The 14,942-nt window shown below is 63.9% G+C and carries 12 protein-coding genes; 3 read left to right on the forward strand and 9 right to left on the reverse strand.

The genetic code is table 11. The features are described 5' to 3' along the window. Window positions 1-18: 18 nt before the first annotated feature. Genes PQR40_RS11890 through gmd form a run of 3 tightly spaced genes read left to right on the forward strand, consistent with a single transcriptional unit; the run spans window position 19 to window position 2,918 of the window. Entirely contained in the window at window positions 19-1,107 is a 1,089-nt protein-coding gene (locus tag PQR40_RS11890; protein ID WP_408223144.1) for an acyltransferase family protein, read from the forward strand. Continuing rightward, the gene (locus PQR40_RS11895) at window positions 1,104-1,838 is read left to right on the forward strand and encodes an SGNH/GDSL hydrolase family protein (RefSeq protein ID WP_408335438.1); all 735 of its coding nucleotides are present in this window, start codon (window positions 1,104-1,106) and stop codon (window positions 1,836-1,838) included. The genes PQR40_RS11890 and PQR40_RS11895 overlap by 4 nt, the downstream gene beginning before the upstream one ends. A 36-nt stretch (window positions 1,839-1,874) precedes the next feature. Continuing rightward, window positions 1,875-2,918 carry a GDP-mannose 4,6-dehydratase gene (gmd, locus tag PQR40_RS11900; protein ID WP_408223140.1) on the forward strand — a complete coding sequence of 348 codons (1,044 nt, stop codon included), beginning with the start codon at window positions 1,875-1,877 and terminating at the stop codon, window positions 2,916-2,918. A 107-nt stretch (window positions 2,919-3,025) separates the two neighbouring features. Here gmd and PQR40_RS11905 read toward each other — a convergent pair whose 3' ends face one another. From PQR40_RS11905 to PQR40_RS11945, 9 genes are all read right to left on the reverse strand, one after another. Continuing rightward, the gene (locus tag PQR40_RS11905; protein WP_408223138.1) at window positions 3,026-4,192 is read right to left on the reverse strand and encodes a glycosyltransferase family 4 protein; all 1,167 of its coding nucleotides are present in this window, start codon (window positions 4,190-4,192) and stop codon (window positions 3,026-3,028) included. Between the two features lie 128 nt (window positions 4,193-4,320). Beyond that, entirely contained in the window at window positions 4,321-5,550 is a 1,230-nt protein-coding gene (locus tag PQR40_RS11910; protein ID WP_408223136.1) for a glycosyltransferase family 4 protein, read from the reverse strand. Further along, the gene (locus PQR40_RS11915) at window positions 5,547-7,010 is read right to left on the reverse strand and encodes a glucose-6-phosphate isomerase (protein WP_408223134.1); all 1,464 of its coding nucleotides are present in this window, start codon (window positions 7,008-7,010) and stop codon (window positions 5,547-5,549) included. The genes PQR40_RS11910 and PQR40_RS11915 overlap by 4 nt, the downstream gene beginning before the upstream one ends. A gap of 3 nt (window positions 7,011-7,013) precedes the next feature. Next, entirely contained in the window at window positions 7,014-8,255 is a 1,242-nt protein-coding gene (locus PQR40_RS11920; protein ID WP_408335441.1) for a glycosyltransferase family 4 protein, read from the reverse strand. 106 nt (window positions 8,256-8,361) lie between these two features. Then, on the reverse strand, window positions 8,362-9,294 hold the full coding sequence (locus tag PQR40_RS11925) for a glycosyltransferase family 2 protein (protein WP_408223130.1): 933 nt from the start codon (window positions 9,292-9,294) through the stop codon (window positions 8,362-8,364). Window positions 9,295-9,362: 68 nt separating this feature from the next. Then, window positions 9,363-11,561 (reverse strand): polysaccharide biosynthesis tyrosine autokinase, encoded by a 2,199-nt coding sequence (locus PQR40_RS11930; RefSeq protein ID WP_408335734.1) that lies wholly within the window; start codon window positions 11,559-11,561, stop codon window positions 9,363-9,365. A 147-nt stretch (window positions 11,562-11,708) separates the two neighbouring features. Next, window positions 11,709-12,971: a polysaccharide biosynthesis/export family protein gene (locus PQR40_RS11935; RefSeq protein WP_408223128.1), complete on the reverse strand. Its 1,263-nt coding sequence runs from the start codon at window positions 12,969-12,971 to the stop codon at window positions 11,709-11,711. Continuing rightward, a complete protein-coding gene (locus PQR40_RS11940; protein WP_408223126.1) occupies window positions 12,971-13,426 on the reverse strand; it encodes an arsenate reductase/protein-tyrosine-phosphatase family protein in 456 nt (151 codons plus the stop codon). Before PQR40_RS11940 ends, PQR40_RS11935 begins: the two co-directional genes overlap by 1 nt. A 36-nt stretch (window positions 13,427-13,462) precedes the next feature. Further along, window positions 13,463-14,917, reverse strand: coding sequence for a UDP-glucose dehydrogenase family protein (locus PQR40_RS11945; protein ID WP_408335447.1), 1,455 nt, complete (start codon window positions 14,915-14,917; stop codon window positions 13,463-13,465). Between the last annotated feature and the right edge of the window lie 25 nt (window positions 14,918-14,942).

A 14,942-nucleotide genomic window follows, 5' to 3' on the forward strand; every position in this document is an offset into this window, starting at 1 on the left:
TCACACCATGGACGGTTCATGACTGCTAGTGCACTGCCCTCAGCGCCTTCTCACGCCCGCCGCATCGTGCAGCTCGACGGCCTACGCGCCATCGCCGTGCTCGCGGTATTCGCCCAGCACGCCTTGAAAGCGCCGCTATGGATGGGCGTCGATCTGTTTTTTGTTTTGAGCGGCTTTTTGATTACCGGCATCCTGCTCGAACGCAAGGCGCGTGAGCAGTCGTATTTCGGCTATTTCTATGCGCGCCGGGCGCGGCGGATCCTGCCGCCTTATCTGCTGTTGATGGTGGTGTCGTCGATTCTGTTCGGCTTCGGCTGGGCGCAGCACTGGCAGTGGTATGCATTCTTCGCGACCAATATCGGCGACGCGCTCAATCAAAGCGGTCACGACAGCCTGAACGTGCTGTGGTCGCTGGCCGTTGAAGAGCAGTTCTATATTTTCTGGCCGTTCGTGATTCTGCTGCTCCCCGAGCGCGTGCTCGGCTACGTGGCCGCCGCATTGATCGTGCTGGTGCCCGTGCTGCGCGCGGTCGCCACGCCCTGGTTCGATTCGTTCTGGCCGATCTACTACCTGACGCCGTTCCGCATGGACCTGCTCGCGGCCGGCGCGCTGCTCGCGGTCGCCGTGCGGCGCGATCGCAATGCGCTCGAACCGTTCAAGGGTCTCGCCGTGCTGGGCTTCTTTGCCGCGCTGGCTGTGCTTGCGTGGCTGCATCTGCACTACCCGCGGTTCCGCGCGGCGAATACGCCGCTGTCGAACGCCGGGCTCTACAGCGTTTCATTGGTGCTTTGTACTTCCGTCGTGGTCATCGCCTTGCAAAGCAAGGGCATCGTCAAACGGCTGCTGTGCAACCCCGTGCTGGTCTATATCGGCACCATCAGCTACACGATCTATCTGATTCACCTGAGTGTGCTGTACACGCTGTGGCCGTTGCATCTGAATCGCTATCTGACCGCGGCGCTGGCGCTCGCGATCACCCTCGCCTACGCCAGCATCACGTGGTTCGGGTTCGAAAAGCGGTTGATCTTCGGCTCGGCAGGCAAAACCCCTGCGCCGGCCGGTAACGCGCCGGCGGGCACGTCGCAAGCGCCGCAAAGCCGCGCATGAGGCGCCGCGCGTGGCTCGCCGCGAGCATGTCGGTTGTTGCGTCGCTGCTGGTTTCGCCGGCATTCGATGCGCACGCCCGCAGTCCGGCCGCCACGCAGGTGCTGGTAGACGCCTATGGCGATTCGACCACGCTGGGCATTACCTGCAGCGACGGCCACTGCGGCCCGCAGGCGCAAAACGCCGTGTCGTATCTGCAGAGCGAATTGCAAGCGAGATACGGCGAACGGGTGCGCGTCACGAACTACGGCGTGGGCGGCACGATGGCCACCCAGTTGCGCGACGGCACCGGCAACCGCCGTGCCGGTCCGACTGCCGGTCTGCCGTGGCAGGAACGGCTTGCCGCTTCGTCCGCGCAGATCGTGTTGATCAATTACGGCATCAACGAAGTGATGCAGAACCAGACGCCCGAGCAGTTTTACGCGGCCGAAACCACGCTCGTGAAAACTGCGCGTGCGCTCGGCAAAGAGCCGGTTCTGCAGACGTCGAATCCAATGCCGGACAACCGCCTCAACGCGCGGCTTGCCGCGATGGTGGCGATGACACGCCGCGTGGCGGCCGAACAGCAGGTGCCGCTCGTCGATCAGTTCGCGTACATCAGCAATCTGCCGGACTGGAAAATGCTGATGTCCGATGGCGCGCATCCGAAACCGGGCTTGTACCGGCTCAAGGCTGAACAGGATTTTCAGGTCGTCGATCCGCTGGTGCGGCGACTGCTGGACGGCACGCTCTGAAGTTCTTTTTTCTTTTACCAATATCGAAGGCAAGCTATGAGCCAACCACGCAAAGCGATCATCACCGGCGTATCCGGACAGGACGGCGCCTATCTGACCAAACTGCTGCTCGACAAGGGCTACCACGTGACCGGCACCTACCGGCGCACGAGTTCGGTCAACTTCTGGCGCATTCGTGAGCTCGGCGTGCTCGATCATCCGAATCTGCGTCTGGTCGAACACGATCTGACCGACCTCGGCTCCACGTTGCGCCTGCTCGAAGGCGCGCAGGCCGACGAGTTGTACAACCTGGCCGCGCAGAGTTTCGTGGGTGTCTCGTTCGACCAACCCGTGACGACCGCCGAAGTGACCGGCATCGGCGCGCTGAATCTGCTCGAAGGTATCCGCATTCTGAATCCGAAGACCCGTTTTTATCAGGCGTCGACGTCGGAAATGTTCGGTCTCGTGCAGGCGGTGCCGCAACGCGAAGACACGCCCTTCTATCCGCGCAGCCCGTACGGCGTCGCCAAACTGTTCGCACACTGGTCGACCATCAATTATCGCGAGTCGTACGGTATCTTCGCGAGCAGCGGGATTCTGTTCAACCACGAATCGCCGCTGCGCGGCCGCGAGTTCGTGACGCGCAAGATCACGGATACGGTCGCCAAGATCAAGCTCGGCAAGCAGGACGCGCTGGAACTCGGCAACCTGAGCGCCAAGCGCGACTGGGGCTTCGCGCTGGAATACGTAGAAGGCATGTGGCGCATGCTGCAAGCCGATGAACCCGACACCTTCGTGCTCGCCACCGGCCGCACCGAAACGGTACGCGACTTCGTGCGCATGGCGTTCAGCGCCGCGGGCTACCAGATCGAATGGTCGGGCAAGGACGAGCGCGAGACCGGCATCGACGTCGCCACCGGCAAGACGCTGGTGCGCGTGAATCCGAAGTTCTATCGCCCGGCGGAAGTGGACCTGCTGATCGGTTGCGCGGACAAGGCACACGAGAAGCTCGGCTGGAAACCGGAAACCACGCTCGAACAACTGTGCCACATGATGGTTCATGCGGACCTTGGGCGCAATGAGCATCACGAGACGTTCTGATCCCTGAGTCTGATCCCTGAGTAACGGCTGCTTGCGCAGCCGCCACCCGATGCAAAAAAGGCCTGATCGTTATGATTCAGGCCTTTTTCTACTGCGTCGTGAAGTCTTCAGTGCACCCCACCCGCCGCAATCGCCTCGCTATACACCGACGCCACGCGCTTTGCGATCACCGAGTTATCGAAGTTCTCGCGTGCATAGCGGCGGCAAGCGTCCGAATCCGGTAGTTTCAGCGAACCGTTCAACGCGCCTGCCAGGCCTTCCGCAATCGCCTTCGCGCCCGTCTGCGCCAGCACCAGATTCGGCGACAAGCCTGCCACCGCTTCCGGCAAACCACCTACCGGCGTCACCAGCACCGGCGTGCCCGATGCCAGCGATTCAACGGTAATCAGCCCGAAGCCTTCGAGCGCCACCGTCGGCACCACGCTGATATTCGCCGCGCGGTACAACGCTGCCAGATGCTGATCGGGCACGAAGCCCAACAGTTTCACGTTGTTCTCGAGGCCCGCCTCGGTGATCCGTGCCTGCAACTCGCCTTCGAGCCGTCCTTTGCCCGCGATCAGCAGCAGCACATCGGGCTCAGTGCGTTTGAGCAGCTTCACCGCATCGATCAGGTCCTCGAGGCCCATGCGGCGCACCAGACGCCGCACGGCCAGCACAATCGGCCGGTCTTGCGGCAATTGCAGCTTCAGCCGCGCTTCGGCAGGCGTGATCGGCAGATTGAATTGCTCGACGTCCACGCAGCCCGGCACCACCCGCACGCGGTCCGGTGCGATGCGATAGCGCGACGTCAGGATCTTGCCGAACGCCTCGGACAACACGATCAGCCGCGACGAGCGCGCATACACCGATTGCTCCAGATAGCGCTTGGCACGCTGGCCGAGCGAATCGGCCCCTTCCACGTGACTCTCGTCGGCCCACGGTCCCTGAAAATGCGAAACCTGCGGAATGCCACGCGTCACGTCGAGACCCGGGAACGTGTACAGCGCGAAGTGCGACGAAATCACGTCGGGACGCGAAGTCCTGAGCTCCTGGCGCAGTGCGCGGCGTGCCGCCATCAGCCGCAGCGGCAGCGATTGCGCAGCGGAGCCGAAACCGTTGATCGCGCCACCGGTGTCCGCCGCCACTTTCGACGAGCCGGCCACCACGCCGCGCACCGCGACGCCCGCGCCCGGCAGCGCGCCGACCAGCGAGTAATACATGCGGTCGAGGCCGCCCGCGCGCTCGGGAAACCAGTGCATCCCGATCTGCAGCGATTTGATTGAACTCGTCGTCATGATTGTTGCCCCTGTGCGTTCTGAGAGTTGTAGTGGATTGCGGGATGTTTCGGCCAACTGGTTCGCCAACGGGTCCACCTGCGGGTCTGCGGTCCGGTCCCGCTGTTGTTCCCTGTCAGGGCGCGCATTCATTCCGCGCCCTTCTGCCCGGCCAGCGTGTTCAGCGTCAGCGCGTCGGTCTTGGCTACCACCGTGGCTTCCGCTTCGCTGCGCCGGCGGTCGCTCTGCTGCCCCGCGAGTTGCCGATATAGCGCAATGTATTGCGCGGCCATGCGCGCCCAGCCGAAGCCAGTCGCGAGTTCGTTGGCCGCGACGCCCATCGCGCGACGCGCGTCGTCGTTGTCAGCCAGGCGCGCGACGGCCCCGGCCAGAGCCTTGGGATCGTCCGGATCGTCGAGTACGATCCCGCATGCCGGCGTGATGATTTCGGCGCCGCCCGCCGTGCGCGCCGTGACCACCGGCAAGCCTGCGGCCATCGCTTCAAGCAATGACAGACTCATCGCCTCGTAGCGCGACGGAAACACGAAGGCGTCGACCGAATGCATCAGGACCGGCATTTCCTTGACCAGGCCGAGAAAATGCACGCGATGCGCAATGCCGAGCGCCTTCGCTTCTTCCGGATACGGACTGCCCGGCAGAAACCCCGCCACGGCGATCTGCACATGTTCCGGCAGATGCTTGAGCGCCTGCAGCACCGTGCCGAGGTTTTTACGCGGGGTGCGCAGATCGCCCACGAACAGCAGCAGGAATGCGTCGGCGGGCAGGCCAAATTTCGCGCGGTCGCCCGTTGCAGCCGCGAAGCCTTGCGTATCGACGCCGTTGTAAATCACGTCGACCCGGTTATGCGGCGTCAACCCGATCGCGCGAATTTCATCGGCGACCTTTTGCGATACGGCCGTAATGACCTTCGAACGCCGGTAAGCCCAGCGTTCAAGCAGCGCGTTGCAGCGCGTATAAACCGACTGATACGCAGACCACACGCCCTTCGTCAGTCCGAACGGGTAGTACTTGCTGCCGAACCAGCCGCTATGCACGAAGTGCGAGGTGTTGACGTCGGCGGGCATCCACGTAATGAAACCGTTCACGTGCAGCACGTCGTATTCGCGACGATGCGCGCGCAGCCACATCGCGCTCTTGAATGCGAACACCTGCTGGCGCAGCAGATTGGTGGGCCACCATTTGCCGATTTTGATGGGCGTCCAGCGAACATTCGGATGGGCAAGAAGATCAGGCGCGACATGTGACGCGACCAGCGTCACGCCGATGTTCTCGTCGAGAGCGGCGCGCGCAATCTCGTGGTTGACGCGCCCCTGGCCGTCGTTATGGCGCACGACGTGCGTGACAATGGCGACTCTCAATCAGTGCCTCCGTGGAGAAATAGCGTGCGTCTGCGGTTCATCTTTTCGTAGTGCACCGCGGAAAGGATCGAAAAAACACTCATGAAAAGCAGCAGGCCGCCAGTGCCGACCAGCGAATTGGTGAACACCAGCATCGCGAACGTCGCAAGACTGAGACTCAGGCAAGCGGAGACGAATTTGTCGTTGCGCAGCTTGAACGACGCGAGCGCCGCGCGCACCACCAGCCAGACGATGCCGGACATGTAGAGCAAGGTGCCGGGCCAGCCGAGCACGAACGGGATGTTCATCACGCCGCTGTCGAAGTTGCCGTACTGGCCGAGCTGACCGCCGTCGTTCGAGAGCTTGGTCGAGGTGCCGGTCGCGCCCATGCCTTCGCCGGAGACGTCGGTAAAGGCGGTCTTCGCGAAGGTCGCGTAGAACTCGTTACGCGCGGCATAGCTCTGGTCGTCGCTCAGGTTGACGAGCGTGTTCAGGCGCGCCTGCATCCGCTCGGCAACCGGGCCGACCGTCAGCAGCGGCACGCAAAGACCGGCAAGCAGCACCGCGCTTGCCACGATCCGCACGCGCACCTTGTTGTTCGACTTGACCAGCTGGATCAGGAGCGCAATCACCCAGCCGCCCCACGTCGAACGCACGAGGCTCAGTGCGAACGCAAAGAAGCCCAGCGCTGCCGCGACCCAGCGCACGCGGTGCGTCGCCGCCATCACGTAGACCATCGCGCCCATCATCGCGAACGCGAACGGCCCCGACGAGTTCATCGTGCTGAATACACGTACGCCCATCGGCACGGCGTCGCCTTGCGAATTCATTTGCGAGCCGAGCATCCATAGCGCGTCCCACGGCGGCATGATGAAGAACTGGATCAGGCCGTAGCCGCCCATCACCAGCATGCCCCAGATGAAGGTATTGACGATGGTGTCGCGATACTTCGGATACTGGCGCGTGTGCGCCATGATGTGAAAGCCGATCAGGATCGGATAGAGCCAGTTCGCGAGGTCATAGGTCGCGGCGAGCGGTCCGCTCGACATCACGCCGATCATGAACGCGTAGGCGAGCCCCATCAGAATCAGCAGCACCGGCAGGCCGCGCCGCTGCGAAAGCACCTTGTAGTAGCGGAGCAAGGAAAACCCGCTGATCATCGTCACCGCGAGCGGCGCGATCTGGATCAGGCTGGTCGGCGTGAACGAGCCTTTGGACCAGTCGGCGAGACGCCGCACTTCCGGGCTCAGAAACCACAGCCACCACATGAAACCGATGTAGCGCGCCGGGCTCCTGAAGTAGAGCCAGAGACCCGTCAGGATCGCGAGCACCGGGAATCCGAGCGTGAGCACCGTGCCCTGATGCGCACCGATCAGCATCGCCGTGATCAGCCACAGCAAGGCCTCCGGCAGCCACTCCTTGCGCGCGCCAGAGAGGGTCCGCTCCGCGTTGTCGCCACCGGCTCGCGTAATCGTCGACATCGTTTAAAGGCCCCCGCGTGATTCGCGCGCAGGGCGTTGAGCTTGCCCCTGGCTGCCCGCGCGAACGCGCACCGGCGGGTTCGCCGTGGCAGAGGCTGGCGCGGCACGCGGTGTTGTCACCTCGGCGTCGGCCGCGCCTGCCGTCGCGCGTCCACGCGCCGCTGCGCGCGCTCGCAGCATCTCCTGCGTAATCTTCACGTGCTGCATCGCATAGTTCTGCGTGGTCAGATCGCGTGACAGCAAACCGGCGGCCGCCGCCTGCGCCTGGTGCAACGCATCCGCGGGAGAGGCTGCGAGCTGGTCCACCGCCTCACGCAACGCCTGCGGGTTGAACGGCGGGATATAAGCCGCCTCGCCGGCCGGGAAATAATCCTGCAACGCGCCGACGTTGGTGGCCACCATCGGCTTGCCGACCGCTGCAGCTTCCAGCATCACGGTGATGCCCGAGGCGTGCGAATTCGGCCGCAGCGGCACGACGATCACGTCGGCCCAGTCGTAGAGTTCGTGCTGTTTTTTGATGCCCGAGAACAACGCGATCTCGACGTTCGGCGCGCGCAGCGAGGCGGGAATGCGGCGGCGTGTCGCGAGCCTGACCGTGTAACGCGCGTCGTTGCCGAAGGCTTTGATCAGGGTCTCCCAGTCACGGTCGCGATCGTTGCCGATCGCGGCGATGCGGATCGGCGTATGCGGTTTCCACTCGGTCGGGGCCTTCACAGGAAAGTCCTGCGTATTCAGACCGTAGTGGAGATGCTTCGCGTCGCGGTTGAAATAGCGCTGGCACAACTCGGCGTTTTCGCTGGCGAGCGTGGTCAGCTGATCGGCGCGCTTCATCAGCTTGCGATACAGCCAGCTGCGCAAAATCCCGTAGGAAGGCCACTTATCGAGCAGCCACACGCTTTGCGCGAGCAGCAAGGGCCCTGCCTCCGCCCCCGCCTTGCGGCCGCTCAGCAGCAGCATGAGGGCCGCAGAGAGCCATTCCTGCTCGGTATGCGTCCAGATCACGTCCGAGCGCAGCATTTCGGCGCGGTTGCGCCACGTGTGGATGAAATCGAACCCGAGCGCCGCCTTCAGCGCGCGGCGCAGCAGACGCACCGGCTTGCTCTCACGGGCGTCCTCCGAATAGGTCAGCGCGAACGCATCGGACTGCGCGTGGTGATAGCCGTACAGACAGCCGATGTCGTCGCCCGGCCGGTAAAAGCGCGGGTCGGCGCCGTAAAACAGGTGAACGTGAACTTTCGTACTCATGCAGACACTCCGCTCTGCCGGTGGAAAGAAGCATCGGCGGGCGCTCGCGGGCGCACGTGCCGATGCACGAACGTGCAGGACGATTGGGTCACGCCGGGGCGCGGGATCATGCGGTCCGGGACAGCGCGCGACGCGCTTCATGCGCGCCGGTACGCACCGCGCGCCAGCGGGACAGCCTCAGACTCGCCTGTTTCGAAACCAGCCCGAGCGCGGCATGCGTGAGGCCTGGATAGACGCGCGTGCCGACCAGCGTCCACCACCACCACGCGGTTTCGCGGCGCAGCGGCGGCAACTGGTCGCGCAGGATCAGATGAAAATTGAAGGCGGCATTGCGCAACGCCGTCATGGTTTGCGCGTCGCGCCGGTCGTCGTCGAAACGTTCGGCCGGAAAATGGTCGACGGCCACGCGTGGGTCGTACATCAGCTTCCAGCCGGCGTTTTTCACGCTCAGGCTGAAGGCCATGTCGTTGTGAACCTGGGCACCCGCGCCGCGCAGGCGCAGATCGAAGCGGATCGTGCGCACTGCCTCGCGCCGGTAGCTCATGTTGGCGCCCTTCAGGATGTCGACTTCGCGTGCGCCGCCCACACCCAGGTGGTGATTGCCGATGATCTTGCCGTGCGCCGTGACCTTGCCGACCAGCGGCCGTTCTCCATCCAGCACGCGGCCTTTTTCATGCACCCAGTCGCGGCCGCCCAGCGCGCCCAGGCGCGCGTCGCTCTCAAACGCGGCGGCAATACGGCCGACCCAGTCGACGTGCGGCGCGGCATCGTCGTCGGTAATCGCGATAACGTCACCGTTGGCCGCATCCAGTCCGCGATTCAGGGCCGCAACCTGGCCTGGCACTTCCACCAGCGCGACGGACAGCGGCAACGTGCCCGGCACGGCGGGATCGCGCAGGCAGGCGTGGGTCGCTTCGTCGTCGGCGCGCGCGACCACCACCACTTCGTCCGGCGCGCGCGACTGCCGTTGCAACGCCGCAAGGCAGCGCGCCAGGTCGGCCGGGCGGCGGTAAGTCGGAACCAGTACCGTCACTTTCATCGTGATGTCCTTGTTTATCGTGTTTGCGCTGGGATCAGAACAATGGGCTCAGCCTCTGAGGCTCAGCCTCAGGTGCTCAAATATTCCTGGACCGCGGCATAGCTGCGGTCGTAGCCGCCGCGCGAGCGTGCCGGCATCCCGTTGAAGATGCCGCCCTGCACGTGCACGCCGGCCGCGCGCAGGCGCTTCAATGCGTCGGCGATCTCGCCTTCGCTGTGCACACCCGAGCGCATCACGAAGAAGGTCGCGCCCGCATAGGCACCGATGATCGACGCGTCGGTCACGGCCAGCACCGGCGGCGTATCGATCAGAATCACGTCGTAACGTTTGGCAAGGCCGTCCAGGTATTGCGGCAGACGCGGCGACATCAGCAGTTCCGACGGATTCGGAGGACGGCGGCCGCACGAGATGAAGCTCAGACCTTCGACGTTCGAGGCGCGGATCGCTTCCTCGAGCGAGATCTGCCCGCTCAGCAATTCCGACAGGCCGTTCTCCTGCGCCCCGCCCACATAACGCTCGAGCGCGCCGCGGCGCATATCGCCGTCGATCATCAGCACGCGTTTGCCCGAGTTCGCGAGCAGCACCGCCAGGTTGACCGTCAGGAAACTCTTGCCGACGCCGGCCATGGGCCCGGTCAGCATGACGATGCGGTTCTTCGCGTCCATCATCGTGAACTGCATCGAGGTGCGCAGGCTGCGCAGGCTTTCGATCGTGACGTCCTTCGGCCGCGCATTCGCCAGCACCGAACGCAGGCGTTCGCCGCCGCGTTCGAAACCGCTTTCGAGCAACGCCTGTTCGGCGCTCAACGGCACGAGACCGTACACCGGCAGATGGAACGCGCGCTCGATATGGTCGGGGTCGTCGATACCCTTGAACATATTGCGGCGCAGGAACACGAAACCGGTGCCGCAAATCAGGCCCAGAATCACCGCCGCCGACAGGATCAGCACCTTCTTCGGCTTGACCGGCGCGCCCGGACGCATCGCCTGATCGACGATATGCACATTGCCGCCAGTACCGGCCTTCTGCACCGACAACTCCTGCACGCGATTGAGCAGCAGCACGTAAATGTCTTCCGCCACCTTCGCGTCGCGTTGCAGTTGCACGGCCTTGACTTCGGTCGCCGGCAGATCACGGAAGCGGTCAGCATATTTGGCGCGTTGCGCCTCCAGTTCGGCCATCTGCTGGCGCGCGGCGACGAGCATCGGATGGTCGTCGCCGTAGCGCTCGGCGAGCTGCACCATCTGCAGACGCAAACCGGCGATCTGCTGCTCGTACTGCACGCTGCCTTCCAGGTAGACCTTGGCTTCGTCGCTCGCGTTGATCGAGCCGGACTGGCGCTGGTACGCGGTCAACGCGGCTTCAGCCCGTTCGAGATCGGACTTCAGGCGCGGCTCTTCACTTTTCAGGAAGTCGAGCATCTTGCTCGCGTCGACCTGTTTGTTCGAAATGTGCTGACGCACATACGACTGCGCGAGCGCATTGGCCACCAGCGCGGCGTGCTCAGGACTCTTGTCCTCCAGCGAAATCTGGATCACGCCGGTCTGCTTGCCCTGCTCCTGCACGGTGATCGCCGACTGGAACGCGGTGATCGCGTCGAGGTCGTTAAAACGCGTCACGGTGAACTCTTCACCCGGACGGGCCACCAGCTTGCTGACGAGGATCGTCACGCCGCCGCCCTGCTCCTGCTGACCGACCTGGCCGCGCAACAGCAGCGAGCCGTTATCTGCGTAGAGTTCGTAGTGCTGCTCGTCGAACACCTTCATCGTCAGTTTCTGGCCTTCCAGCGCGGGCACCACGTCGATCGAATCGACCTCGGCGTCTTCACCGCCCCACGCGTACGAGGACAGCCCCAGCCACGGCCGCGCCGGCTGGCCCGGCGTCGCCATGTGCGCAGCAATGCTTCCCAGCAGCGGAAGCGTCTTCGGCACGACGCTGAAGTTCAGCTTCAGTTGCTGGACCACCGGGCCGACTACGCCGCGGCTCTTGATGATTTCGATTTCGGCGTCCGTCGGCAACGAAGTCGAGCCAGTGGTGATCGCCGCCCCCGTTTGCGTTTGCGTGAGCGCCTGCGAGGTGTTGTCGGACTGCTCGACGCGCACGTGGGCATCGGCCGAATAGATCGGCTTGGCGAGGAAACAGTACGCGGCGGCCAGTGCGACGATCACCGCGGCGATCGTGATCAGCCACCAGATGTCGTCGAGGATCACCTGGACCAGTTGCCCGAGGACGACGTCCTCTTCTTCGGTCTTGATCGGACCGGCCATGTGTGGAGTGATTTGATTGCTCACAATTCGCTTCCCGTATCGGTTGCGTCAGCGTTGACTGCTGTTTTTGCTTCGACGTTTGCTTCGGCGTTTGCTTCGGTCCCGCGCCCTGGGAGAGCGGCGCGGGCCTGTCGACGGCTCAGACGGTTATTTCGTCAGCTGCTTCAGGTAGAACAGCGTCTGTACGCTCGGCAAGACTTGCTGCAACACACGGTTAAACGTGGTCGAAGCGGCGGTGCCCACATACACGACGTCCATCGGTTGCAACTGGAACTGGGACGACAGCATGATCGCGTCGGGCTGCGTCATGTCGAGGCGGTACACGTCCGGCGTGGTCGGATGTTCGCGCATGCCGCGCATCACGAAGATCTGGCGCGGATTGGCGTCCGTGTCGAGAATGCCGCCGGCCTGGGTGAGCGCATCGGCGATCGTCAGGCGGCCCTTCAGCATCGGAAGCTGGATCGGTGTCTTCACCTCGCCCATCACGAAGATGCGGCTGTCGGTGTGATCCGGCACGTTGATCACGTCGCCGTTTTGCAGCATGACGTTCTGCGTGGTGTCGCCCTGGTCGAGCATGCGGTTGGCGTCGAGTACGTACAGCTTGTTGTTGCGCGTGAGGCGCACACGCTGGATGTCCGCGTCGGTGTTGGTGCCGCCCGAGCGGGTAATCGCGTCGACCAGCGTGAGCGGCACGTCGCTGATAGCGAGCGGGCCCGGCGTCTTCACTTCGCCGGTCACCTGCACTTTCTGGCCGCGATACGACAGCACGCGCACGTCGACCTGCGGATTACGGATGTAGCGCACGAGGCCGGCGCTCAATTGATCGCGCAACTCGCCCACCGTCTTGCCCGCGGCCCTGATGCGGCCGACGAACGGGAAAAAGATCGTGCCGTCGGCGGCAACGGTCTGGCCGTAAGGATCGGCCTGACCCGGCAGCGCGGCGGTATACGGCTGCTGCAAAGCGCCGCCGATCGACTGGGTGGTATTACCGCCCGCCGACAGCGTGCTGCCCTGCGGGGTAGTCAATTCAGGGTGATCCCACACGGTGATGCCGAGAATGTCCTGCGGCGAGAGCCGGTACACATACTGCGACGGGTCGGTAACGCGCGAGGTCGGCAGCGCCTGCTGCGCGGCGGCGGCGGCTTGCGCCTGCGCTTGCGCCGCAACCAGCGGGCCGTCGATCATATGGACCGGGTAGGTTTCGTTCGCCTGTTGACTCTGATGCTGGCCGTCGTCTTTCAGACGGGACGTGTCGAGGTAATTGCCAGGTGCGGTAGCGCAGGCCGACAGAAAGGACGTCAGCAAAAGCGTGGCGGCGAATTTCGATGTAAAGCCCGTCGATGTAACGCCCGTCGATTGAAAGCCCGTCGAGTTGAAGTTCGCGAATGTGTGTGCAGTGAGTTTTTTCATCAGCATATTTTCTTCAGCCATCCCATGACCAGGTGTTCGATGAGCACGAGACTCTCCCTATAGTCGGCTTCCACGTGGCCATGCGGATCAGCGACGTCGGAGTCGCCCTCCCATTTCCCGAGTGGATAGACCTTGCCGCGCGAGGCCGGATCGAGCGCTTCCACCGCGCCCACCTGCGCGCGCTCGGTGACGAGCACCAGATCGGCGGAGCGCACGAGCTGGCGGTCGAGGCGCCGTGAATAGTGGATCCCGGATGCGACGCCCTGCTCGTCGAGCAGGCGCCGCATCACCGGGTCCATGCCGTGGCCGTTCGCGGCACGAAGACCCGCTGAATGAAACGCGATCGGCGCTGAGGACGACCGCGACGGCACGCGCTGCCGGGCCTTGAACAGCATCTCGGCTGCGGGCGAACGGCACACGTTGGCGTGGCAGACGATCAGAACGTTGGCGAACATAGCGGGCTCCTTAACGATGCGTGGCGACGCGACGGCTTACTGACCGGCCTCGATCGCGTCGGCCGAACGCGCCGCCCCGGTCGTTATCGGCAGGCCGTTCGCGCCGACCTTCGCCGGCGCATTGCGTAACGCGGCTTGACGGCCGATCGCGTGATACTCGATACCGAGTTCGAGCAGCGCGTCCGGTTCGTACAGATTGCGGCCGTCGAAAATCAGCGGCGTGTTGAGGCTCTCCTTGAGCGAACCAAAGTCGGGGCTCTTGAAGACCTTCCATTCGGTCAGGATCACGAGCGCATCGGCGCCCTCGGCCGCTTCCATCTCCTCGTTCACGAAGGACAGACGCGCGTGCTGTTGCGGCACGTCCTTCAGATCGAGCGCGAACACGCGCTTCGATTCGTCGATCGCGACCGGGTCATAGGCTTTCACGCGCGCACCGCGGCGCAGCAGCTCGGCGATCAACGGGCGGCTCGGCGCTTCGCGCATGTCGTCCGTGTTTGGTTTGAATGCGAGGCCCCACACACCAAAGGTGCGATCCGACAGGTCTTCACCCAGACGATCGACGATCTTGTGCGCGAGGATCTTTTTCTGCGTGTCGTTGACGGCTTCCACCGCTTCGAGAATGCGCAGGTTGGCCTTGTGGTCGGCTGCCGTGCGAATCAGCGCCTGCACGTCTTTCGGGAAGCACGAACCGCCGTAGCCGCAACCGGCATACAGGAAGTCGTAACCGATACGCGGATCGGAACCGATGCCGCGGCGCACCGCCTCGATATCCGCGCCGACGCGGTCAGCCAGATTCGCGAGCTCGTTCATGTACGAGATGCGCGTGGCAAGCATCGCGTTGGCCGCGTACTTGGTGAACTCGGCCGAACGCACGTCCATGTACAGCGTGCGTTCGCGATTGCGGTTGAACGGCGCATAGAGGCGCTTCATCAGCTCGCGCGCTTTTTCGCCCGGCACGTCTTCATCGCAACCGAGCACGATGCGATCGGGCCGGGTGAAGTCTTCCACGGCCGCGCCTTCTTTCAGGAACTCCGGATTCGACACCACGGAGAACATGTGACCGGCGTTACGCGTGGCCAGTTCCTCGGCGATCACGTCGCGCACGCGCGACGCCGTGCCGACCGGCACCGTCGATTTGTCGACGATCACCTTGAAGCCCGTCATATGGCGGCCGATGTTGCGTGCGGCGGCGAGCACGTATTGCAGGTCGGCGGACCCGTCTTCGTCGGATGGGGTGCCCACTGCGATGAACTGGATGTCGCCGTGCGCGACCGCAGCCGGGATGTCGGTCGAGAATTTCAGGCGGCCTGCACGGCGATTGCGCGCAATGATCTCTTGCAGACCCGGTTCATGGATCGGCACGCCGCCGTTGTTGAGCACGTCGATCTTGCGCTGATCGACGTCGAGACAGAACACGTCGTGGCCGATGTCAGCCAGACAAGCGCCCGTCACGAGGCCTACGTAGCCACTACCGATGATCGTCAGGTTCATGTATTACACCTCGGAAAATGGAGTT

This window comes from Paraburkholderia sediminicola, from assembly GCF_046026855.1.
GTDB classification, from domain to species: domain Bacteria; phylum Pseudomonadota; class Gammaproteobacteria; order Burkholderiales; family Burkholderiaceae; genus Paraburkholderia; species Paraburkholderia sediminicola_A.